The sequence below is a fragment of the Veillonella sp. VA139 genome, assembly GCF_003992005.1.
Classification (GTDB): Bacteria; Bacillota; Negativicutes; order Veillonellales; family Veillonellaceae; genus F0422.
On the sequence record NZ_RQVL01000014.1, the window covers coordinates 1 to 24,689 of the forward strand.

Genomic DNA, 24,689 nt, shown 5'->3' on the forward strand with positions numbered 1-24,689 from the left:
ACGCAGGATTCTTTAGTGACGAGGAACCCTCTTTTAAAGCTAGGTAATTATTTTTCCAACAAAAACTTGACACCGTCATACCTCCATTTTGCTTTTGACTTATTTCTATAAATACTATAGAATATAGAAATGTAATTTGAGGGACCTATTCAATCCCCTTTTATATTCATCAATTATTACATCTATATATACATGTTCCTCGTCTTGCGTGTCTGCATAACCAACTCACAGCATATACACATATCTGTTATACTGAAATATACATACCGCTTCGATGTCTTTATATACATGTATCTTTATTATTTTGTAAAAGAAGGAGCTCTTATGGCTACTATTAATCCAAATTATGAAAACCTACAAGGTTCTTATTTATTCGCTAATATTGCTCGTAAAGTAGAAGCTTTCAAAGAAAGCCATCCTGAGGCAGACATCATTCGCCTTGGTATTGGTGATGTGACACGTCCTCTTGTGCCAGCTGTAATTGAAGCTATGCACGCAGCGGTGGATGAAATGGGTTCTGCTGACACATTCCGTGGTTACGGTCCTGAGCAAGGCTATGATTTTTTGCGTAATGCTATTGCTGAAGGAGATTACGCTCCCCTAGGTATTACCATTCAAGCGGATGAAATTTTCGTGTCCGACGGTGCTAAATCTGATGTGGGTAACATCCAAGAAATTTTCTCTGAAGATAACATCATTGCTATTACTGACCCTGTATATCCTGTATACCTTGACTCTAATGTTATGGGCGGTCGTACTGGCAAAGCTATCGACGGTATTTATGAAAAAGTAGTATACCTACCAACGAATGCAGAGAACAACTTCTCTCCTGCATTTCCAAAAGAGCGAGTAGATATCGTCTACCTTTGCTGCCCTAACAACCCAACTGGCACCGTATTGAGCCGTGCTCGTTTGGCAGAATGGGTACAGTGGTGCAAAGATAACGAAGCAATCTTAATGTTCGACTCTGCTTACGAAGCTTTCATCACTTCTACAGATACAGTTCGCTCTATTTATGAAATCGAAGGAGCTCGTGAAGTGGCCATCGAATTCCGTTCCTTCTCTAAAACAGCTGGTTTCACTGGTACTCGTTGCGCCTACACTGTAGTTCCTCATGAAGTAACTGCCAAGAACGCAGAAGGCAAGCGTGTTCCTCTAAACCCAATGTGGAATCGTCGCCAAACAACAAAATTCAATGGTGTTCCTTACATCATTCAACGTGGGGCTGCTGCTGTTTACACACCAGAAGGTCGTGCACAAATTAAAGAACACATCGCTTACTGCATGGAAAATGCCCGCATTATCCGAGAGGGCTTAGAAGCTATCGGTTTAACTGTCTTCGGTGGTGTTGATGCGCCGTACATTTGGCTACAAGCGCCAACAGGTATGACTAGCTGGGATTTATTCGACACATTACTAGAAAAAGTCCACATCGTCAGCACTCCTGGATCTGGCTTTGGTCCTGAAGGGGAAGGCTATCTACGTCTCACTGCATTTGGCAGCCGAGAAAACACCATTCGCGCAGTAGAACGCATTAAAACATTACAATTTTAATATTCCTCTTTCCTCTATGGGAATTTTTCGCTATAATGATACATGCGAAAAACAACGGGCACAGCCCCTATTTCATCATATACTGTAATCTTCCGTTACAGTTCGTATAGTATTAATATTATTGAAAGTATTAACTTTCACGAAAGGAAGTAACATGAGCAACATTCGTATTGGTATCGTTGGATACGGTAACCTTGGCCGCGGTGTAGAAGCGGCTGTAGCATTGCAACCAGACATGGAATTGGTAGGCGTATTCTCTCGCCGTTCTGGTTTACAAACTGTTAGTGGCGTGCCTAGCTACACAATGGAAGAAGTAGAATCTTTCAAAGGCAAAATTGATGTTATGGTATTATGTGGCGGTAGTGCGACAGACCTAATCGATCAAACTCCAGCTATTGCAGCTCATTTCAATGTGATCGACAGCTTCGACACACATGCTCGCATCCCTGAACATTTCGAAAACGTGCGCAAAGTAGCCCAAGAAGCTGGTACTGCGGCTCTTATCTCTTGTGGATGGGACCCAGGCATGTTCTCTTTGCAACGTGTGTACGCTGAAAGTATCTTGCCACAAGGCGATTCCTACACCTTCTGGGGCCGTGGTGTCTCCCAAGGTCATTCCGATGCGATCCGTCGCATCGAAGGCGTAGCAGATGCTCGTCAATACACAGTGCCTAAACAAGAAATCATCTCCGGCATCCGCAATGGTGAAACACCAGAGGTGACAGCTACTTCTTCTCACCTTCGTGAATGCTATGTAGTATTGGAAGAAGGCGCTGACGCAGCTCGCATTGAAAACGAAATCAAAACTATGCCTAACTACTTCGTTGGCTATGAAACAACAGTAACATTCATCTCCCAAGAAGAATTAGATGCTAATCACAAAGGCATCCCACATGGTGGTCTTGTGATTCGCAGCGGCGAAACTACAACAGGTACAAAACACATCTACGAATTCGGTTTACAATTAGATTCTAACCCTGAATTTACTGGTGCTGTATTGGTAGCCTTCGCTCGTGGCGTACACCGCTTAGCAGCACATGGTGGCCGTGGTGCTTTCACAGTATTCGATATCGCACCAGCTTGGTTGTCTCCAAAATCTGCTGAAGAATTACGTGCCCATTATCTATAAGGTATCCGTTTGACAACCGTATCTTCTTTCATGAGATACACGAGGCTGTAACAAAATAGCACCAAATAAAATAGAGGAACGTTGGTCAAATACTATCAACGTTCCTCTATTTTTGTATAAATCTATTGGCAGTTAGTATGCAATTATGGTATACTATGACTGTAAAAAAGAGAGCCCACAACGTGTACTAGGCGTTAGGCTCATCTCGAATGATGGAACACGAAATGCCTAACGTGTTAAGGTCCACTAAACCTTATATCGTTAGGCATTTATATTACTTTAATAATGTATCGCAAGCACTAAAGGAGTTACCAATGAGCACAAATTTAGAAGTAGGTATTGTAGGCCTTCCAAATGTCGGAAAAAGTACATTGTTTAATGCTATTACAAAGGCTGGCGCAGAAGCGGCAAACTATCCTTTCTGTACCATCGAACCAAATGTAGGCGTAGTAGACGTACCAGACGCTCGTTTAGCTGTATTGGCTGAGATGTTCGGTTCTAAACGCATCTTACCTGCTGCTATGCGTTTCGTAGACATCGCAGGCTTAGTGGCTGGTGCATCCAAAGGGGAAGGTTTAGGTAACAAATTCTTAAGCCACATTCGCCAAGTCGATGCTATCGCACAAGTCATCCGTTGTTTTGATGACCCTAACATCACACATGTGGCTGGTTCCGTAGATCCTGTTCGCGATATTGAAATCATCAACACCGAACTTTGCTTAGCTGACCTTGAAAGCGTAGATAAACGCTTACAACGTATTGCTAAGTTAGCAAAATCTGGTGACAAAGATGCTCGTGTGGAAGCACCTATTTTAGAAAAAGTATCTGCTGCTTTAGGTGACGCTATCCCTGTTCGTGCCCAAGGCTTAACAGACGATGAGCTAGACATCTTAAAAGACCTAACACTATTAACAGCTAAAAAATCTTTATACGTAGCCAATGTGGGGGAAGATGAAGTATCCGACTACTCTGGCAACGAATTTGTCAAACAAGTAGAAGACTATGCTGCTAAAGAAGGTTCTGGTGTAGTTGTCGTATCTGCTCGCATTGAATCTGAAATTGCTGAATTATCCGACGAAGAAGCAACTGCTTTCCTAGCTGACCTCGGTTTAGAAGAAAGTGGTTTAACAAAATTAATCAAAGCTAGTTACTCCTTATTGGGCTTAATTAATTACTTCACAGCTGGCGAAATGGAAGCTCGAGCGTGGACTATCGTGGAAGGCACGAAAGCACCTCAAGCAGCTGGTAAAATCCATTCTGACATCGAGAAAGGTTTCATTCGTGCAGAGATCGTATCCTTTGACGATTTAGAAGCTTGTGGTAGCCAAAATGCGGCCAAAGAAAAAGGTCTTGTTCGCCTAGAAGGCAAAGACTATATCATGAAAGACGGCGATGTAACACATTTCCGCTTCAACGTATAATACTATCCATAGTAAAAAAGCTAGGCACACTCCTTTGAGTGCGCCTAGCTTTTCTATATGTACCTATGTGGACAACATCAACGTTTATATTCTATCGGTTTTTTCCCCTTTTCATAATAATACATATGAGAAGGGGTTATTTTTTCTACTTCAAAGATACGCAACACTTCTTCTATGTATTCTTCTAGCACACCAATAGAGAGCCCACAAGCGCTAGATAGCTCTGGTGGAACTGGCATTAACTGATGAGGTACTTTATATTGCCCTAACATTTTATCTGCTTTATCTGCGAAATAGTAAGAACTAAATAGAACGAGTACTTTTTGTGGTACCTTATCTGTAGCTGTATCAGGTTTCTTACTATCTACTGCAAAAACGTTCATGTGCGTCTACCTCATTCAATCTTTCCAGTTCTATCTGCCAATGTTACCACGCATCTAATTACAAGGTAACAAATGGCTCTTGCATCATACTTTCTGTAATGGCATACATATTCGTAATAGTGCCTACTTGCACTTTGTCTTTCACCTCGTAAAAGTCTAAGCAAATGCCACAACCACTCACAGTTACCCCTGCTGCTTCTAAGGCTTTGAAGTTTTCAATATGTTCTGACCCTTCTACGATCATTTTTACAGCGCTATTAATGCAATAAATGGCTTTCGGTTTCACATCCGTTTCTGTCAATACATAGATGAATGTTTTCATCAAATTACGACCTAACTCTTCACTGCCTTCCCCTAAATAATCTTTTGTCAACAATAGCACTTTGCCACCCATAGAAGAGGTTGGCACAGACGGTGCAGCGGTTCCCATCAATTCAGGTGGCACTGTATCTTGACTAATTGGTGCACCCATAGCTGCTTTTTCTGCTTTTGTTTTTTCATAAGCCGCAATGCTACGCTCCAAACTACCTGTACCATTTGTCATATAAAATGGAGCCTCTCCACCGGCAATTGTTGTATTCGTCACAACCTTTCCTAGGGGTGCAGCAAATTCATTTTCAAAAATATCTTCCAAATCTAGGTCCTCTAAATCATTCGACGTTTGAATGTTGGCAGCACTAACTGTAGCCACTTCCTCTTTCACCGCTGTAGGAGGAATCAATACAACGATGTAATTTCCCTCTTGTTCTAATACATGATTTTCATAGCCTCGGTATTCCCCTAATTTCACCACATTGTCACGGCTCACATCATTATCGACAATGACTTTTACATACGTATTTGCATCGGCATCCATAGCCTTTTTTGCTTCAATCACCGGTGCTGGGCATACTTGGCCTCGCATATCTATCGTTATTTCTTTATTTGACATAGACTTGTTTCCTTCCTTCCTGAATAACACGGCCAATCTGTGCGGCCTGTAAACCTTTTGCTTGTAACTGTGAAAGCAACTGCTCCCCTTCACTTTCAGAACAAGCAAATAATAAACCACCCGATGTTTGCGGATCAAAACAAATATCACTCCATACTGGATCTAAATGGTCAGCAAACTCAGCTTGATCACCTAATGCTTTACGATTTCCATAGGTAGATGCTGGGACTAAGCCCATACGAGCAGCCTCTACTACATCGGTAAAGAGAGGAATTTTCTCCACATAGAGCTCCACAGATGTTCCACTAGCTTTTGCCATTTCAGATACATGACCAATCAGACTGAATCCCGTAATATCTGTACAACCATGAATGGTAAACTGCACCGCCACATCACGAGCCCCTTTATTAATCGTTCCCATGCTTTGCACAGCTTCCTGCACACCTTCAGGGAATACGCCACCTTTTGCAGCCGTATTCATAATGCCCGTCCCAATCGGTTTGGATAGAATTAACACATCACCCACTTGAGCATCTCCATTGGTCCAAATATGACGTGGATCAATGAGACCTGTCACAGCCATTCCAAAAATGGGCACTTCATTTTCGATACTGTGACCACCAAGAAGAGCTACTCCCGTCTCCAGTAAGACCTCATTGGCACCCTCTAAGACATCACGAAGGACACATTCTTTCACTAAAGGCACAGGAAATCCTACAATATTCAATGCTGATATAGGTGTGCCCCCCATGGCGTATATATCACTTAAACTATTACAAGCTGCCACCCGACCAAAGAGTCTCGGATCTGCCACTGGAGGGGTAAAAAAATCCACCGTCTGTACAATGGCTTGACTTTCATTAATTTGATACACCCCTGCATCTTCCATACCAGATGCATCGGTCAATACCGCTGGATGTGTGGGCATCTTCATATGTTGTAACACATCCTCTAAGATGTGCGGCCCAATCTTACAGGCGCAACCGCCCTTGGCTGCATATTTCGTTAAATCAACCATAGGTATCCCTCTCCTAGAAAACTATCATGATGTACGAATCACTTCTTATTCTTCTGTTGCTTCTTTTCTGGATACTATCTTTTTTACATTCTTTTCAAACTTAGGTCGTGGTATCATCACTTGATGCCCACAGCCTTCACAGACTGTTACGAAATCAACGCCAGTTCGTTTAATCTCCCAATTCTGACTACCACAAGGATGGGGCTTCTTCATTTGTACCACATCACCTACTTGGTATTTTACAAATCCCATAGGCACCTCCTATTTCCATGATTATGTCTATAGTATATCATCTAACTTTATATTTCTCTATAGGCCCTTATGGGTATTGCTGAAAGTTTCCCCCTATGCAATTCTAACAAACTATGAACATCAATGACGAGTATCATTTGATAAGACCTCAAAAATACCTACCATATCACTATATCACCCAAATCCTATAAATAGAGGGATTTCTATGTATTATCATTACACTTTTACCTTTTGAGTTCGATTCTCAATTTCTAATTTATGTAATTCCCCTGTTTGACAAGGGAATTAACACGCTACAAATGTGATAATAAAGCCGATTGAGAGAGTTTATCATTTATAAAATTTTTTTAAATTTTCTAAAAAAAGACTTGCATTTCTCATTTTCATAGTCTATAATGTAATCAACAATGATTATTCGTTAAGTAACGAAATCAATAGGGAATCACTCAAGTGAGTGATCCCATTATACAAATAAGTATTTATTTTATTACAACTATGTAAAGTACATGGAGGAAAGAAAATGCCAGAATTAAAAGGTACTCAAACAGAAAAAAATCTTCAAGCAGCTTTCGCTGGTGAATCTCAAGCTAACCGTAAATATACATACTATGCAAGTGCAGCTCGTAAAGCTGGTATGAACAAAATCGCTGATTACTTCGAAGAAACAGCAATCAACGAATCCGCTCATGCTAAAGTATGGTTCAAATTGTTACACGGTGGCGATGTAAACGCTGACGTAGCAATCAACTTAAAAGACGCTGCTGCTGGCGAACACTACGAACACACTGTAATGTACCCAGAATTTGCTAAAGTTGCAAAAGAAGAAGGTTTCGCTAAAATCGCTTACTTATTCGAACAAGTTGGTGTTATCGAAGCTCGTCACGAAGAACGTTACCTTGACCTTGTAACTGCTGTTGAAGGCGGTAAAGTGTTCAAACGTGAACAACCAGTTGCTTGGATCTGTGCTAACTGTGGTTACATCCACATCGGCGAAGAAGCTCCAAAACTTTGCCCAGTATGTGCTCATCCACAAGCATTCTTCTCTCAACACGGAGAAACTCTTATCTAATTAGTAAACCGAGTGGTTTCTTAGATAAGTACTATAACATTGTATCAAGTGATACAAACCAATCTATATAAGAACTAAGTAGTTCTAAAGGCAAGTGCCTGATATACACAATATACTAAGTAGTAATGATGTCTACCCAAGTGGGTCAAATTACATATACATTATCCCAAGTGGGTTAGATCTAGTATAGGTATACTAAAGCGACTGTGAAAACAGTCGCTTTTTTTCTATATTTATTCCCTATATGACCATACCCATCCCCTAACCAATTGGTATAAACTCCTTTAATAGTGGCTCTATAATAAATGTTGGGGCTACTCATATAAGAGTAGTCTCCAACTTTTTTCCAATAAAATAAGCATATACAAACTCACACCGTATACCAAACTTGAATCTTTTTATGTATCATCTTCTCTTCATCTTTTTAGTCTATACTATAAGTACAGGGGGCACTTCCCTAGATATGTACTACATATACATCTTTGTAAGAAACCCTTATACGTAGTTATCCAACATCTCCATCTAGATGTTATTAAACACTACAATATACCTAACTATATGAAAAAAACTAACTTATAAGAAGGAGGCACTCATGAAACGTGCATTACTATTAACAACTCTAGCGATGACCATCGGTTCTTCCGCTTTTGCTTCATCTATTAACTACCCAAGCTTTCAAGGAGAACACAAACCTATGTCTTTCAAAATGGCGTCCACTGAGGATATGAAAGCCTATACGAAAGACTTAGAAAATTACCTAGCTGATACAGATGCGGTAATCCAAATGTTGATTACAAAAAAACGTGCTGCTATCGACGCTTACAACGCTGGTGTGCGTGAATATAATAAGGATGATTTTTTCCACAAAGACCGTGTTGAGCCTTACTCCTATGATGAAAGCTACTCCCAAACTAAACGTGTAGGCAATCATACGTACCATTCCTTTGGTGATACAGTGATTATCACATCTGATAACATCATCCCTGTAGCAGAAGAGACGAACTCACAAAAGAAAGAAGATGACGATTTCGCACGCATGATGCGTCGCATGGAACGCCACCTAGGTGTTGATCGCTGGTAAGGCTTCTTATATATACCCTCAAAAGGCCTACTGCCCTTTTATATCCCCTTTCCTATAAAAATATATACCCAACAACAATAAGGACCTGCATCGCTTGATACAGGTCCTTATTTTGCAGATCTATGTCAAATATATAGGCACTCCTATAAAATGCCAACAGTAGTATAGAGTCCTCATACAGCACCATCTTTTCTTGACAGTATATACAGAAAGGCTATAGCTCATGTATATCAGTGAGCTACAGCCTTGTATTTGTTTCATAGTACTTTCATCATAGATACATGATGCATCTAATGCATTACTTATACTTTATCGAATTGTTTTTGTGTCGTTAAATGCTTCTTGGTCAAAAGTACCTTGTAATCGATCTACTACGATAGCATTTGTCATAGAACCACTTACATTTAACATCGTACGTCCCATATCTACAATAGGATCAACTGCTAAGATTGGAGAAATGGATCCGAAGAATGCACCCATACCAGTACCAGATAAGGAAACAGAGGCTGCCATCGTCGCTGTACCAGGTACGCCAGCAATTCCCAAGGAGCCTAAAGCGATAACGATCACACTCATTACATACATCGTAAAGTCTAATGGCACACCAGATACTCGAGCAATATAGATGATACATAACGCTGGGAAGATACCTGCACAACCTTGCATACCTGCTGTGGTACCAAAGCTTGCTACTGTATTCGCAGTGGCAGGATTAACACCTAATTTTTTAGTCAATGTTTCTACCGTCAATGGTAACACACCCATACTAGAACGAGATGTGAAAGCTAAGATTAATGCCTCTTTTGCTTTACGGAAGTACATAATAGGGCTCACACCGAATACGGTTAATAATACGGCTTGTACAAGTAACATAATCACTACGCCTACATAGATCAAGATGATGAACAAGGCCATATCAGCAATAGCACCAAAGCCTTTTTGCGCTAATGTAGTAGCCAACAATGCAACGACACCATATGGCATCAAACCGATGATGAAATCAGCTACCCAGAAAATCACCGTATAGGCTTCATCAAATAGTTTTGTCATCACTTCTAAATCACTGGCACCATGTTGTTTTACCAGTCTAGCAATACCGCCGATGATAACACCGAATACTACGATAGCAATGACATTCGTCTGTGCCATAGCATTCACAGGATTGGAAGGAATCAAGGCACGCAATGTATCTACTACTGGTTTTACTTCACGCATTTTGGAATCACCAGCCACCGCTAAAGTACCTTCCCCTAATCCAGTTACTGTACCTAGCACTAAGCCTACGATAGCAGCAATACCAACCATGACTAAGGCTACCACGCCTGTGGAGGATACAAGACGCTTTAAGTTCGCATTCGTATCCATATGTAAGATAACATGAACAATGGAAATAAATACCACAGGAATAACGAGCATACGAATTAAATCAATGAATCCGCCCCCGATAAGAGAGAACCACTTCGTGCTTTCCTTGATGAATACCACATCCATCGGGTTGTTAGGGAATCCTGCAATCAGTTGCACCGCAACGCCTAGTACAGCACCTACTACAGTGGCAACCATTACTAATGTACCGAAGTGAATATTTCTTTTTTGAAGAAAATACACATATCCTAAGGCGATAACGAATAGCACGAGTATACCTATCGTCATAGGATCGCTAATCATGAGAAATTGTTTAAAAAATGGCATATCCATACAAATTCTCCTTCCTTTCCAGACTAAACTATAGTCCAATTTACTTTTACGTCCCTGTACTATACAGGCAACAATACGCTTTATTATATCATTCTCAATATACTTTTGTCCATATCCTACATGTTATATAGGGTTATATTCATGAGTTATAAGCATGAAAAATACTATAATTTAATACCATTAACCAATAAATATAGAAGACGAATTATAAAATTTATAGTACAATAGAGTAGTAAAGGTTAACAATAAGAGATCTATTGTACGATGATGTGCGCCCATGAATAGAAACGAACTAACATGACATCTGACTACTTTTGTTTAGGAGGATACCATGGATACATCTTACTATTATAATTTTATCATCTTAGTACAAACGGGGAATATGACACAAGCAGCAGAGATACTGCATATTACACAACCAGCTTTAAGTAAGCAACTCAAGTACTTAGAAGCAGAATTTGGTACCCCCCTATTAGTCATCAAGCGTGGCCAGCGTGGAGCTAGCTTTCACCTGACCGAAGCAGGTCGTATTTTCTATGAAAAAGCACAGCAATTGTGTTCCATTGAAGAGTCTACCTACGCTGATGTAAAACGGCTTAGTTCTGAAGTAGAAGGCACCTTACGCATTGCCTCTTCTGCCTCAAGGTCTACCTCCTTAATTCAGCAATATTTGCATTTCTTTTCCCGCCAATACCCTGTGGTGCGCTATGAAATTTATGAAGGATTAATGACAGATGTTACAGAATCCTTATTAAATGGTAGCGCTGAAATTGGTTTATGCAATGAGCAAATGGTAGATTCCAACAAATTTGATATTCTCTATACGCAAACAGAGGACTTATATGCGCTGTTCCGAAAAGATTTATTTTGGACAGACCGTGACTTGGAAAGTATTTCTTGGAAAGATATTTCCAAATGTCCACTCAGTTTATCTGGTGGTTCTGTACGTATGCTCATGCAAGCTCACCACAACGACTTCTCTTCTCTCAATGTCATTTCCGTGACTACCACGAAGAGCTCTGCTATTGAATGGGCTCAATCTGGACGTACCATAGCGATTATCCCAATGGACGGACAGGAAACCGTCTCTCATCCAGATATGACTCGCATCAAGCTAACAGAATTGACCAATACATTCTATAAAGCGTTTATCACGATCAAAGGACAACCCTTGTCCATGGTAGCACAACAGTTTTTAGAATTCTACAAAGCACATTCAGGGGAGTAACATCATCTGTAATTACATACCGATAACAAATGCCTTTGGGGATGGCTGTTGCTGTCCACCAAAACTTTATAAAAAATTGGAATACCAAAAAGCTACCAGTTGAAATTATAAAATCAACTAGTAGCTTTATTTGTATTAAGTATTCGTTGTTAGATGTTGCCTTCTTGTAGCATTTGATTGGTTTCTATAGATTTCATATCAATGTTGCCATCACCTATTAACAAATGTTATCTCGCCCCCCAAATAACGAATTATCTCATTTCCCTTATCGATACCCCACTGTGTATCATTTACGGCTAGGGCATCTTTCATGCCTGTGAAAGTTAGATAGAAAATTCCTTCTCCTCTGCTAAATAGGTTGCCATCAGTGTTTCAAACTGCGCGCGGTGGGCATTCATCTGTTGAATGTGAATCTTGCAAGTCGTTTCACTTTTACGGCTCCGCTCTCTAGCTAGGTCTTGATCTGCAAACCTTTGTTTTAGCATATCATAGGTAGCTGATGAAAGAGCGTACCCTGCCATACCGCCCACAAGTCCACCTACTATAGGAATGGGGATAATCGCCTGTCCAATCTTGGTAAACATACTAGTACCCAACATATTAGCACTTTGTTGAGACAGCTCTTGTACGCATTGTTTGCCGTCAATTTTGCCAGTAAAGTATTTATATAATACCGGAGAAGTACTAATGGCTGCTTGCACCATCACTTGTGGCAAGCCTGTCATAGAGGCCGCTCGCACACTCTTATGCGCAGCTTGTTCCATGGCACCTTTTACCAAAGAACCACCTGCCGCCACTATATAGCTTTGGCCCGCTCGTTTTACCGTTGATTTTGCAACCTCCACCGCTGCTTCCTTCGCCTCTACTTTTCCTGGGAGTACAGCCACCGTTTGCTGTACTATCGCTACAGATCCACCTATAACGGCGCCATATTTTGCAGCTTCTATACCCGCTCGATGTGCTACAAGGCACATATTCTTTGCAGTAGATAAATAGGGATGTTCCCGTGCAAAGACAGCTTCTTTAGATGTCACTGAACTTTGCCGCAAATTTTTGCGCAACGTTTCAGCTCTCTCTAATTTAGCTTCTAATTTTGCTCGTACATCTTGATCTGTTACTCGCTCCAGTTGCTTCTGTAGTTTGCCAATATTCTTATCTGCTTCTGCTATTAACTTATCATATTGGTCCTTTGGCACTTCAATGAGCACATCATTCTCATGATATTTAGCAAATTTTTCACTCATCAACTTCTTATAGGCCCTCGATGCACTACCTTCATTGGACGGGTCGTTTTCAGAGTATCCAATAAATTTTACCTGTGTACCAGACCCCTCGATAATATCGCCATTTCCATCAAACTTGACCGTATCAATCAGCTGATCATTCTTACGGCCTATGTCATCAGTCCGCATAGTCCGAGTTGTATCGCCTTGAATGCGAGCCTCTGCATTTTGATTAGTTACCGTATTTATTTCTGCTGAAAATCCAGCCTGTTGATGTATATTCTGGTATTTATACTTAGGGTTCACTTTAGATTTAGCATTATCTACTAATCCACGCACCCATTTTTGATTGCGAAGATTGTCCATCCCAGTGAGCCCCACAATATACTCACCAATGGCTCCCCCATATCGCTGTACCGTATCATGCAATGCCCCCAATGAGGCTGCACCGGCTAGGCCATCTACTGTTATAGAGTCACCAATAACGGTACCATATTCTGCAGTTTCCATACCCGCCCGATGGGCTACATGGTCCATATTCTTTGCGGTAGACAATTTAGCAGCCCCCTCGATACTACCGCCATTTTCATCAATCTTGACTGTGTCGTTCAGCTGATCATTCACTCGGTCTAAATCATCAGCCCGCATAGTCCGAATTGCCTCTCCTTGAATGCGAGCCTCCGCATTTTGACGTACCATTGTTTTTAGTTCTGATGAAAACCCAGCCTGTTGATGTATATTCTGGTATTTAAACTTAGGATTCACTTTAGAATTAGCAATATCTACCAATCCGCACACCCATTTTTGATCGCGAAGACCCCCTTTGAGCCCCACAACATATTCGCCAATGGCTCCCCTATATCCCTGTAACGTATCATGCAATGCACCTAGTAAGGATACATCGGTTAGGTCATCTACTGTCATAGTACTATGAGAGGCATGTACTTCATGCTTTTCTTTCGTACGCCTTTGATTCTCTTGTGATAACACTTCTTGACTATCTGTTTCACACGTTGTCGGTACTTTCATCATAACTCCCTTTTACAATAGTTTGTCTATCTACTATTTAGCCGCGGCTACAAAGTCTTCAAAAATTATTTTATTTAACTCTGTATGCCGCATCATTTCCGGATGGAATTGGTACGTACGTAAGTATGGGTAGTCTGTGCCTTCCATAGCTTCTACTACAGTATCTTTTGCTCGTCCTACCACACGCAAGCCTTCTCCTACTTCTTTCACAATTTGGTGATGGTGCGAGTTAACCATTACTTCTTCTGCGCCAACCATGTCAAATAATTTAGAGCCCTTTTCAATCACCATGGAATGAGTTGGTAATCCTGCTGTTTGATTTTGGGCATGCTTAATCGTCGCAAAGGCAGGTAGATCTTGATACAAGGATCCTTTATGAGCAACATTGATAATTTGATGTCCACGACAGATACCCATGATAGGAATATTTCGTTCTTTTGCGAAAGCTAATAAACGCATATCAAAAATATCGCGTTCTGGCCAAATTTCACCTAATCCACGTTCTGGTTCTTCGCCATAGAATTGTGGGGCAATATCGTGACCACCCGATAAAAGTAACCCATCAATGCGCTCCACTAAAGCTTTCAACACAGCTTCATTTTCTTGGAATGGAATAATCACAGGAATACCACCTGCTTCTAATACAGATTGCACATAATCATCATTTACATAAGATCGTTTATATCCCGGAAATGGACCACCTTGATCAATCATATGAGAACCTGAAATACCGATTAATGGTTGTTTCATAAGTAACACCTCTCCTTACTAACATAAAGTATACATACACTACTATCATAAAGGAAACACTAGCATCTGACAAATATAAATATTTCATAAAATATCTTACTACTGTCTCCGTTGCACATCAATTTCACTACCATTGATAAAAGAATGCCTTGTCTTATGTGTAAGACCTTGAACTAATTCTGTAAACTGTTGGCTATTCCTATGTAATACATGCTTCCACCGTAGCTCATCGCTAGTAAATAATCTCTACACCATATTTCTTAATATATCCAATCATATCTATACCTTCCTTTTTATCAATACACCACTGTATTAATCTGTATACTATACTTAAAAGACGGCCTTACTTTATCACTATCAATCCCATTTTCCTTCACATTAAAATTTTACATATTCATTTTCTGGAACGATATCTTTTATCTTATCTTGAGATAAGTTAGGACTCTTAATTCCTAATTTTTCATAAGACCATAGGTCAAAGAGTTCATTCTCATACGCTTGCTCTGCTAATACATCGTAACCAAAGTTAGTGGAAATATGCCGCTCTTCATCTATCATATAGGAGAACACCGTCCACGGTTCAAGGTGACATGCAATAAATGCATTTCGCATATAATTCGACCACAACGCCATTTGTTCCATCGTAGCATCATAAGTAGTCTTAGAAACTACGTTACGGTCTATCATTTCCTCAAAAGTGAGGTATTCACCATCGACAATGATATACCCTAGTTGACGACATACGGTTCCATCATTTTCTACATATAGGTATACCCGTTGATATGTATCTGGCAAGATAGAATACAAAATATCGTAACTATTTTGAAGATATTGAGGAATCAAATCGTGAATATCTTCCCCCTGTAAATTCTATAGCTGGATCTACAGTAACCATTTCTTCTTTCTCCTCTTGAATAAACTGAAACATATCTATGTGCATAGTTCCCGTGATACATCTTTCATGAGGTGCTACTGCATGCGTATGCAGAGGTTCCCCATCCGGGGAGAAATATCTCTCTTCCCAGGCATTTACCAAAGTTAATTCATCAGTAAAATTATCTTCTGTTATATTGTCATATACATAAGAGAGCTCACCGGTGGGGATATCGTAGATGTAGTCTATATAGGAACTAGTGTTTCTACCAGACCTTGTATGTACAAGATAAAATTCATCTGCCCATTCCAAACAAGTATTCTTGATTTGTTGTTCCCCTAGATTTCCCTGTAATCTTTGTATATTATCTATCACTTTCCATGTATCATCATTCATTTGAAGATACATCTTAAGATTATATTTTTTTTGAATAATATCCAGATGAAAATAAACTTTAGTAGTATTACTCTTTAAAAATGGAGCCATATAATATATATTTTTAAACAATATATTCTCTATTAATGTATTAAAGCTAACTACAGATACTCTATTCTGTAATATTCTTTCTGGAGTAATATTGTATTTTCGTATAAATTTATCTGCCTCCTTAATCCCAAAACGCTCATTATTTACACCAACCTTCTTATATAACCAAACTGAAAATGGTGTTCCATGATATTCATAATCAGGTAAATTTTCATAATACGTAGAGCTATAATCACCATTTTTATTCAAATCTAACAACATTAAGTTTGTGGGATGTATTTTATCCACGCATCGATCATCAAATCCTTCTTTTGAGATTTTAGCATATTCAAGTGACAGTTTAGCTATTGTTTTTTTAGGATAATAGGAAAATATAAACAAGTCATATTGATGTACAAAAGTATTATCATCATATACAATAGCAAAATTCCCACATACACTATTATTATAGTTTTCATTACATAATAAAACTTGCATCCAATTATCATCAAAAAGCTTCTTAGTCATATTGTATACTGATTCTGATAGCTTTAACTCAATCTCTTTTTTCTTTTCCTCAATATACACAGTTAACCTCCATTCGAAATAGTTAATTCCGCATCTATTTTATCAATTAAATAATGTATATTAAATTCTTTTGGTCTTTTACTTGATCCATCATATACTACATTTATCGTTACCTCTACTTCTTTACCTGCTTGTAACGCTTTTCCCCATCGATTTTCTATTCTTTTGTATTTACTATTATTCACAATTGCAGCCATAGCAAGTAGATTATCTATCTCTCCAGAACCAGTATACCTATTAGCTATCAGGTGTCCACCATGATCGCCCGGTAATCGGTCATCACCACCTGCTTTTAATTGATCACGGTTATTTCTCTTACCAGCTTCTAAGCGTAAGTCTCCTTGGGCAGCTTTTATACGTCCTAATTCATCGGTTTGATAATAATACCCTTTACTCTCATATATAATGTTTTCTTTTAATTGTCTAGTTCCCACTCCTGGTTTATATTGCTCACCATTCCGATACATATCTGGACTATCAGCTAATCTTGTGGTGTTTGTAGTAGAGCTTGCCGTTTCAGTAGTAGATTGTTTAGGAGATGTTCACAGATTTATACATAATATCTAGATGTTTCTATTATTTAGAAGTATTGTTTATTTCTCCATTCCTCTTCATATATTCTTTAAGTAAGGAATCATTTAATTCCCGGAGACCTTGTGCTACTTTTTTTCCATCTTTATAGGAAAAACGAGATTTTTCTATAGAAGATAAATCTTCTTCAAGATCCTTTTTTCTCTTGTACAATGAATAAAAAGTATTTATATCTTCATTATCCATTGAATCGAAACTTGTAATAAAAGTAACATCCTCATCCATATACTTATTTTTTATTTCTTCCAAACTAGAATAAGATTTTCTTCTTTCTATCTCATTAATATAGTTTTTATCATATTCCACATTTAAAACTTTAATGATATGAATACCTAACCCCAATTTAGTCTTTGTATATCCCGACAATCCATAAGTATATATATAGTCACCCTTTACAATATACGTATACATTTCATTTTCTATAGTAATATTATTAAAATAATCCCTAAATTCAAAAAAATAATTTATTTCATATCGAAAAAAAGTTTTTGTAGTCATATACCGATGAATATTGATATATAGATAGAGTGGCCCTATTATTCCGACAATTATTAAAAACCATATACATATTTTTCGCATTCTTCATCACCCATTAAACATAAGTTCATCAATTTTATATGCCACATCATAGGTTATTTTATAGGCAAAAATTTTTTCCTTTTTTCATAGCAATACCTCTATTACATAACGACCATATCCCAAAACCTGATATGTTCTATACTTTCACTATATCATATATAGGCAACAAAAAAAAAGACTAAGCCCGAAAGCCTAGTCTTTTTCATGTACTTGTTTATGCAGTTTATAGCAATGGTTTACGTACTACATCGATGATAGATCCATCACGATATTCGATGATAGCTACTACATCTTTAGGGTCTTGGGATACCTCAATACCTTCTGGTTTACCAACCATGTCGTACGCCATTTGTTGTAACTCTTCAATTGTGTAAATTGGCAAGTTAGAATCTTTGAAACGTTCGATCAAATCTTGACGATTTGGATTGATCGCGATACCACGTTCTGTTACCAATACGTCAATACTTTCACCTGGAGTGATAACTGTTTCCACGCGTTCACGAATCATTGGCAAACGACCACGAATCAATGGGCAAGTAATAACAGTTACTTTTGCTCCAGCTGCTGTATCGGAGTGACCGCCGGATGCACCCATCAAGATACCATTGGAGTCAGTCATGCAGTTTACGTTGAAATCTGTATCGATTTCTGTAGCGCCCAAGAATACTACATCTAAGTAGTTTGTCATGCAGTCTGTTGTAGGGTCTGCGTACATGGACGCGCTCATTTCAATATGATTTGGATTTGTATCCAAAGATGCCGCTGCTGTTATGTCAAATGTTTGTGTATCATAAATCGCTTTGATGTGACCTTTTTCAAGCATGCTTACTAGTACGCCTGTGGCACCGCCAACACCGAATCCACCAACGACGCCTTTTTTCTCTAATTTTTCGCCGATGAATTTAGCTACTGCTAATGGAGCTCCACCAGCACCCAATTGGAAAGAGAAACCTTCTTGGATAATACCAGCTTCATCAAGGAATTCTGCTGCCATTTCAGCAATTTTGATTTGTACAGGGTTCTTCGTGATTCCCACAGCACCAGATGCGATACCTTCTGGGTCACCGATAGCCTCTACTTCTACGATGTAATCTACATCTGTTTGAGGGATGGAGATTGGGTATACATTGTCGATTAGGTTATCTGTTAACAATACAGTTTGGTCTGCATAATGAGAGTCAACCATGGCATAGCCCAAGGCACCGCAAGCGGATTTACCTTTACGACCTGTGGCATTACCACGACGATCACAAGCAGGTACGCCCATGAAAGCTACATCAATGTGAGCTTCTCCAGTGCAAACTGCACGAGCACGTCCACCATGGGAACGAATCACTACTGGGCGTTTTAATACGCCTGGGTTCAAGCTTAAGAATTTACCCAATGCATCACGAAGACCAGATGTTTCGATGGCTGTTACTGTGCCATCTTTAATCATATCGATTAAGAACTCATGACAAGGAGCCAAGGAAGAGTTAAGGATTGTAATATCTTTGATTCCTTTGGCTTGTACACGGTCCATCACAAGTTTCATTACATAGTCACCATTACGTAAATGATGGTGGAAGGAAATAGACATACCATCTTTCAAACCTACTTTTTCAATAGCTTCATCGATGGATCCTACTAATTTATCTTCCCTTGGCGTGTGAAGTTTTACTGGTTTACCTGCACGAACTGCAGTTTCTGTCATTGCAAATTGTCCTTCATAGAGACGACGACCTTGAAGGCATTCTAATTCCATAGGAATATCACGACCAATTTTATTTAACATCGATTTCTGCTCCTTCCTCAAGTTCTACTTTGATACCTGCTGCACGGGCTTTATCTACCACGCGTTGTGCACGTACTACGATAGGACCGTCGATCATTTTACCATCTACAGCGATAACGCCTTTATTGTTCCGAAGTGCTTCTGCATAGGAGTTCAACACTTTTACAGAATGAGCAATTTCTTTTTCATCTGGCGTGAACACTTCATGGATAATTTTGATTTGGCTTGGGTGAATGCAAGATTTTCCATCGTAACCAAGGGCTTTGATGAATTCCACTTCTTCACGGAAACCTTGTGGGTCTTTCACATCGGAGAATACTGTGTCAAGTACACGAATACCTGCTTCACGTGCTGCATGAAGGATAGTTTGACGAGCAAATAACAATTCATGAGCTGGTTTATGTTTGCCTGTACGAAGGTCAGCACGGTAGTCTTCTGCGCCTAATGCGATTGCTACTACACGAGGACCTTGTGCGATTTCACGTACATTATATAGACCTTTTACAGATTCGATAGCTACGATAATGTTGATAGTACCTTCTTCCCAACCGTTTGCTTTTTCTACTTCTTCGATTTTTTTAGCAACGATTTCTACTTCAGATACATCTTCAGTTTTTGGAAGACGGATCAAGTCAGGTTTTGCTGGTACGATCACATCAAGGTCAGCATAACCATATGGAGTTTGTGTTGGATGGTTGATACGAACCACTGTTTCGCCTTTGAATTTCAAAGTTTTCAAAGCTTCTGCTGTTAGTAAACGAGCTGTATCTTTTTCTGTCACAGCTACGGAGTCTTCAATATCAAACATGATGGAGTCGGCACCGTGGATATCAGCACTGTTAATCATTTTAGGTGTGTTACCAGGTACGAACATCATGGAACGAGATAAACGTTTTTTTGCTAATTCAGTTAATTGGCTCATTATGCTTCGCTCCCTCTTTCTAATGCACCCAATACACGGGCTTTAATCGTATAATCCCAAGCTGCTTTGTCGATAGCCGTTACTTTCACGCCATCGAACCCTGCTTCTTTTACAGTGGTTTCGATGAAAGCACGAATATGCTTACCGTAGGCACGCTCAACTTTTGATTTCAATTCTACTTCGATACCAGATGCAATTGGTTCCACTGTTACCAATACATCATTTTTTTCATCAAAGCCAGCCATAGCTGCTTTCACTAGATGTTTCATAGTCAATCCTTTCTCTCATAGGGAATATGTATGAAAAGTCAGAGACCAGTGATGAAGAATCACTGGATTCTGACTTAGATAACCAAAGATACTGTCTATCTACCTGATAGAGTTAGGCTCATTAGATTAAGCCTACGATGGACCACCAGATTGGACCAAAGCCAAGTGTCACCACTAGACCGATAACTGCAATCACACCACCTGTTACCCACCATTGGCGAACTTCGTTGTAACCTTCACCGAAGATGATTGGACCAGGGCCACCACCGAAGTGAGTCACTGCACCACCAAAAGCATTTGTCATGAAGATCACAAGACCTAGCATCCAAGGGTCGATACCTGCTACTTTGCCTACTGTAAAGAATACTGGTACCATCGCTGCAATATAAGCACTACCAGATGCAAACAAGTAACGAACTAGTACGGACAATACAGCAATCACGATAATAGCAAGCATTTCATGATGTCCGAAGTTCATTTGTGCTTCTAGTACTTTTGCTAACCAGATAAAGAAATCTGCTTTTGTTAACGCACCGGATAAGCCAAGGATACCACCGAACCAAATCAATGTGTTCCAGCCGCCTTTATTTTGAAGAGCATCTTCCCATTTGATAGCGCCGAACATATAGCAAGATACCATCGCTACTAATGCTACTGCTGTCGCATCTAATTTGAATTTAATACCTACCATTGCTAGGATAGATGGCAATGCCCAACCAAGCAAGGATAAGAAGAAGATAGCAATTAATACTTTTTCACCTGTAGATACAGGACCTAATTCTTCCAAACCTTCACGAGCAATTTTCTTGTTGTCGATTTCTTTCAATTCAGGTTTGTTTAACATATAGGATACGAATGGAGTGATTAATAACAAAATCAATCCAGGTACGAATAAAGCGACTGCCCATGTTACCCAGTCAATGGAGATGCCGAGGATTTTCTTGAAGTAATCCGCTGCTAACGCATTTGGCGCCATCGCTGTTAAGAATAAAAGGGATGTTACTTTTGTTACCATGTATGTATTAGTCATTAAATAGCGACCTACTTTGTTCGCTGTTTCACCAGGTTCAGAACCCAAGGATTTCGCTACGGAGTTCATGATTGGGAATACGATACCACCACAACGAGCTGTGTTAGATGGTGTAGCTGGGGAAATAATTCCGTCCAATAAAGCCGTTACATAACCAAGACGAAGTGTCGTGTGACCGAAGGCATCAATCATATGGTATGCGATACGACGACCCAAGCCTGTTTTTACGAAGGCTACAGAAATGGAGAATGCCGCAAAGATCAACCAAGTTGTAGTGGATGCATATCCGGACAATACTTCTTTTGGATTATTTAAGAATAATGCAGAGGCACCAATGGCAGATAATACTGCTACTGGAGCTGGGAATGGTTTTAATACCAATCCTACGATAGCGGCTAAATAAAAGCCAAATAATTTCCAAGCGCCGTCAGCTAAACCTTCTGGAGCTGGAGTGAACCAGATTACTAATGGGATAGCCCATGTAATCAAGGCATTAATGATTTTTTTGTTCATCTTGTGTCTCCTTACTACATAAGATATAAAAAACATTGCCTACGTCGATTGCACTCTTACTTTCTATAAACGTGAAACTGAATATATAATCAAATAATATATAAGGGCGGTTCACCACTTACTAGAATACTAGAACGTGCAAATGTCTAGGTCTTTCTATGCCCTCATTATATCCAATCGTTTCAGAAGGGAAAAATAAAAATCCTTTATAAGGCTTATAAAAATTTTATTTTCTGGAAAAACCGTGAAAGTATGCATTTCAGTAATGCATGATAAACCTCATTGTTATGCCATTTCTCTCTTATTCCTACTAAATTGTTCCTATTTTTATGATATATAGCTGTGATAATTGCTACTTTCATATACATTAACAGTCCATTAATAATTTTCCGGACTAATCAAATTTGATGTTAGAACAATCTTTCCATTGTAAAATATTAGGACATACTAAAAGGGGAGGTTTTGATCCTCCCCTTTAGCTTGTATACCCTGGTAATGTAACGACTTGATGATTTTCGTAATATTCTGTTACATAATCAATGAAAGTTTTCACTGCAATGAGCTTTGTACTTACTTCATCATGGAACAAATAGGTAGAACGTACCAATGGACGATCATCTTTCATCCGCAAAGGCTCTACATAAATACCATGTTCACGGCAACTACCAAGTCCTAAATATGGTAAAATAGCCCAACCTAATCCTTCTCGCACAAAGTGACGGCAAGTCACCATAGAGTCCAGTTCCATGGCTGGTCTCACATCTCCTACGCTATGTTCTTTCTTCCAATTTTCTACCACTGTCGCAATGGATCCATCCGTGCGATAGTTAATCATCGGAATATCCCGTAATTCCTTGTAATCCACAGGATGTTTATAGACTAAACAATAGGGCTCATCAAAAAGACGCACCCCATTCGGCACATGATTATATTCACCACGGGCAAAGGCAATCATCACCTCTCCAGAATTAAACATTTTATTCACATGGGAGCTATACCCGGTCTTTACTTCAATACGAATCTTAGGATATTGTTTTGTGAAATTATTGAGCAAATGAGGCAACTCATAGTCCGCAAAATTAATGGATGCAGCAATTTTTAAGGTACCTTGTATTTTTCCTGTCACCTTTCCAATATTTTGGCGTAATTCCTCCCGGGACCGAATCATACGTTGGCAATAATCGTAATACAGCTCACCTTCTGCAGTTAACGCAATGCCATCATTAGCACGAATTAATAAGGGACGCCCTAAGATATCTTCTACTTGTTTTAGTCGATAGCTTAATGCAGGCTGTGAAAGAAATAATTTTTCTGCTGCTTTCGTAATATTGCCTTCTTCCACCACTGTGACGAAGGTTTGCCATTCTTTTGCTTCCATATACAACCTCCTTACTTGTGTTATTCTACTATATATTATCTCATATATCGAAAGATTTGCATACTAAAAGGGGCTGTAACAAAACAATAACAAATAAAAGAGAGGAAAGTTGATCAAAAAAAATATCAACTTTCCTCTCTTTTTATACTTGTAATAAGCGGAGCTGTAGCAAAATATAAAAATATACATTTTGTTACAGCCCCTTTTATACATGTGATTTTTCCAGTTAACAACAAATTACCGACGACTGAAAATGCGAAGTAAGTTGATGAAAATATTGATGAAATCTAGATATAAACCTAAAGCACCAATCAATTCAACACGTTCTAGGACACTTTCATCTTCATAAGCCACTTCCATGATAGTCCTTTTAATGCGATATACATCATACATGGTAAATAAGGAGAAAATCCCTACGGCTATATAGCTGTATACTAATAATCCAAAGTCGCTAGCACCGAAGAACATTATAATCAAACTGGCAATGAGTAGCGCAATCACTGCACCCATTAAAAATGTGCCTAGTCCAGACAAATCTTTTTTTACCACTACTCCTAAAAAGGCAAAACTACCAAACACCGCTACAGCTCCTGTTAACGCATACACGACCACCTCAAAAGAATAGTGTAAGGCAATGGCGGTTAAGGTCAATCCATTCATGATGGAATAGAGGAAAAACATAGCTTTCAAAAATGTGTTAGACGCCGTGTATTGACGGAAGGAAAATAAGAACACCACCGCCACTTCGGCTAATAAAATAATATTAAAGTTGGAATGAGCAAAGCGCAACCAACTAGAGTTGGTCAACGCTATAAATCCAATGATGGCTGTTGTTAATAACCCCCAAACCATCCAAAGCATAGAATTTCGTAATTTACGATTTACAATTTCTTCTACTACCACCGTATCTGCTTGTGTAGGAATACGATACTCCATAATT

At 39.3% G+C, this 24,689-nt stretch carries 23 protein-coding genes and 1 pseudogene; 6 read left to right on the forward strand and 18 right to left on the reverse strand.

Annotated features, from left to right (window positions below; genetic code table 11):
* Nucleotides 1-324 precede the first annotated feature (324 nt).
* From EO125_RS06020 to ychF, 3 genes are all read left to right on the forward strand, one after another.
* The gene (locus tag EO125_RS06020; protein WP_127148106.1) at nt 325-1,554 is read left to right on the forward strand and encodes an LL-diaminopimelate aminotransferase; all 1,230 of its coding nucleotides are present in this window, start codon (nt 325-327) and stop codon (nt 1,552-1,554) included.
* A 154-nt stretch (nt 1,555-1,708) separates the two neighbouring features.
* Entirely contained in the window at nt 1,709-2,683 is a 975-nt protein-coding gene (locus EO125_RS06025; RefSeq protein ID WP_127148107.1) for a diaminopimelate dehydrogenase, read from the forward strand.
* A gap of 314 nt (nt 2,684-2,997) precedes the next feature.
* Nucleotides 2,998-4,104: a redox-regulated ATPase YchF gene (gene ychF, locus EO125_RS06030; protein ID WP_127148108.1), complete on the forward strand. Its 1,107-nt coding sequence runs from the start codon at nt 2,998-3,000 to the stop codon at nt 4,102-4,104.
* A gap of 77 nt (nt 4,105-4,181) precedes the next feature.
* Here the strand turns inward: ychF and EO125_RS06035 are convergent, their stop codons facing one another.
* Genes EO125_RS06035 through EO125_RS06055 form a run of 4 tightly spaced genes read right to left on the reverse strand, consistent with a single transcriptional unit; the run spans nt 4,182 to nt 6,688 of the window.
* A complete protein-coding gene (locus tag EO125_RS06035) occupies nt 4,182-4,487 on the reverse strand; it encodes a DUF3343 domain-containing protein (protein WP_127148109.1) in 306 nt (101 codons plus the stop codon).
* 58 nt (nt 4,488-4,545) lie between these two features.
* Nucleotides 4,546-5,418: a sulfurtransferase-like selenium metabolism protein YedF gene (gene yedF / locus EO125_RS10070; protein ID WP_240630446.1), complete on the reverse strand. Its 873-nt coding sequence runs from the start codon at nt 5,416-5,418 to the stop codon at nt 4,546-4,548.
* Nucleotides 5,408-6,436 (reverse strand): selenide, water dikinase SelD, encoded by a 1,029-nt coding sequence (gene selD / locus EO125_RS06050; protein WP_127148110.1) that lies wholly within the window; start codon nt 6,434-6,436, stop codon nt 5,408-5,410. The genes yedF and selD overlap by 11 nt, the downstream gene beginning before the upstream one ends.
* Nucleotides 6,437-6,481: 45 nt before the next feature.
* Entirely contained in the window at nt 6,482-6,688 is a 207-nt protein-coding gene (locus EO125_RS06055) for a DUF951 domain-containing protein (protein ID WP_127067949.1), read from the reverse strand.
* Nucleotides 6,689-7,208: 520 nt separating this feature from the next.
* On the opposite strand from EO125_RS06055, the gene rbr reads away from it, so the two are divergent.
* Both rbr and EO125_RS06065 read left to right on the forward strand, forming a co-directional pair.
* Nucleotides 7,209-7,757 carry a rubrerythrin gene (gene rbr, locus EO125_RS06060; RefSeq protein ID WP_009352954.1) on the forward strand — a complete coding sequence of 183 codons (549 nt, stop codon included), beginning with the start codon at nt 7,209-7,211 and terminating at the stop codon, nt 7,755-7,757.
* A 592-nt stretch (nt 7,758-8,349) separates the two neighbouring features.
* Nucleotides 8,350-8,838 (forward strand): hypothetical protein, encoded by a 489-nt coding sequence (locus tag EO125_RS06065; RefSeq protein WP_127148111.1) that lies wholly within the window; start codon nt 8,350-8,352, stop codon nt 8,836-8,838.
* A 309-nt stretch (nt 8,839-9,147) separates the two neighbouring features.
* Here EO125_RS06065 and EO125_RS06070 read toward each other — a convergent pair whose 3' ends face one another.
* Complete coding sequence (locus EO125_RS06070) at nt 9,148-10,536, reverse strand: cation:dicarboxylate symporter family transporter (RefSeq protein WP_127148112.1); 1,389 nt, start codon at nt 10,534-10,536, stop codon at nt 9,148-9,150.
* A 331-nt stretch (nt 10,537-10,867) separates the two neighbouring features.
* Between EO125_RS06070 and EO125_RS06075 the strand changes: the two genes are divergently transcribed.
* Nucleotides 10,868-11,764: a LysR family transcriptional regulator gene (locus tag EO125_RS06075; protein WP_127148113.1), complete on the forward strand. Its 897-nt coding sequence runs from the start codon at nt 10,868-10,870 to the stop codon at nt 11,762-11,764.
* 323 nt (nt 11,765-12,087) lie between these two features.
* On the opposite strand, the gene EO125_RS06080 is transcribed toward EO125_RS06075, so the two are convergent.
* The 13 genes and pseudogenes from EO125_RS06080 to EO125_RS06135 all read right to left on the reverse strand — a co-directional run bounded on the left by EO125_RS06080 (nt 12,088) and on the right by EO125_RS06135 (nt 24,685).
* Nucleotides 12,088-14,016: a hypothetical protein gene (locus EO125_RS06080; RefSeq protein WP_127148114.1), complete on the reverse strand. Its 1,929-nt coding sequence runs from the start codon at nt 14,014-14,016 to the stop codon at nt 12,088-12,090.
* Between the two features lie 33 nt (nt 14,017-14,049).
* Nucleotides 14,050-14,766 carry a gamma-glutamyl-gamma-aminobutyrate hydrolase family protein gene (locus EO125_RS06085; protein WP_127148115.1) on the reverse strand — a complete coding sequence of 239 codons (717 nt, stop codon included), beginning with the start codon at nt 14,764-14,766 and terminating at the stop codon, nt 14,050-14,052.
* A gap of 99 nt (nt 14,767-14,865) precedes the next feature.
* A pseudogene (locus tag EO125_RS10185) lies at nt 14,866-14,982 on the reverse strand (ShlB/FhaC/HecB family hemolysin secretion/activation protein); the annotation flags it as partial.
* A gap of 162 nt (nt 14,983-15,144) precedes the next feature.
* Nucleotides 15,145-15,609 carry an immunity protein YezG family protein gene (locus EO125_RS06090; protein ID WP_164726456.1) on the reverse strand — a complete coding sequence of 155 codons (465 nt, stop codon included), beginning with the start codon at nt 15,607-15,609 and terminating at the stop codon, nt 15,145-15,147.
* The gene (locus EO125_RS06095; protein WP_127148117.1) at nt 15,584-16,693 is read right to left on the reverse strand and encodes a hypothetical protein; all 1,110 of its coding nucleotides are present in this window, start codon (nt 16,691-16,693) and stop codon (nt 15,584-15,586) included. The genes EO125_RS06090 and EO125_RS06095 overlap by 26 nt, the downstream gene beginning before the upstream one ends.
* Before the next feature lie 2 nt (nt 16,694-16,695).
* Entirely contained in the window at nt 16,696-17,160 is a 465-nt protein-coding gene (locus EO125_RS06100; RefSeq protein WP_127148118.1) for a DNA/RNA non-specific endonuclease, read from the reverse strand.
* A gap of 109 nt (nt 17,161-17,269) precedes the next feature.
* A complete protein-coding gene (locus EO125_RS06105; protein WP_127148119.1) occupies nt 17,270-17,863 on the reverse strand; it encodes a hypothetical protein in 594 nt (197 codons plus the stop codon).
* Nucleotides 17,864-18,086: 223 nt separating this feature from the next.
* Nucleotides 18,087-19,637, reverse strand: a complete 1,551-nt coding sequence (gene citF / locus EO125_RS06110) for a citrate lyase subunit alpha (protein ID WP_127148120.1) — start codon at nt 19,635-19,637, stop codon at nt 18,087-18,089.
* Nucleotides 19,627-20,559 carry a CoA ester lyase gene (locus EO125_RS06115; protein WP_009352816.1) on the reverse strand — a complete coding sequence of 311 codons (933 nt, stop codon included), beginning with the start codon at nt 20,557-20,559 and terminating at the stop codon, nt 19,627-19,629. The genes citF and EO125_RS06115 overlap by 11 nt, the downstream gene beginning before the upstream one ends.
* Nucleotides 20,559-20,828 (reverse strand): citrate lyase ACP, encoded by a 270-nt coding sequence (locus EO125_RS06120; protein WP_127009958.1) that lies wholly within the window; start codon nt 20,826-20,828, stop codon nt 20,559-20,561. Before EO125_RS06120 ends, EO125_RS06115 begins: the two co-directional genes overlap by 1 nt.
* A 121-nt stretch (nt 20,829-20,949) precedes the next feature.
* A complete protein-coding gene (locus tag EO125_RS06125; RefSeq protein ID WP_127148121.1) occupies nt 20,950-22,371 on the reverse strand; it encodes a DASS family sodium-coupled anion symporter in 1,422 nt (473 codons plus the stop codon).
* Between the two features lie 475 nt (nt 22,372-22,846).
* Nucleotides 22,847-23,749: a LysR family transcriptional regulator gene (locus tag EO125_RS06130; protein WP_127148122.1), complete on the reverse strand. Its 903-nt coding sequence runs from the start codon at nt 23,747-23,749 to the stop codon at nt 22,847-22,849.
* A gap of 237 nt (nt 23,750-23,986) precedes the next feature.
* Nucleotides 23,987-24,685: a Bax inhibitor-1/YccA family protein gene (locus tag EO125_RS06135; protein ID WP_127148123.1), complete on the reverse strand. Its 699-nt coding sequence runs from the start codon at nt 24,683-24,685 to the stop codon at nt 23,987-23,989.
* Between the last annotated feature and the right edge of the window lie 4 nt (nt 24,686-24,689).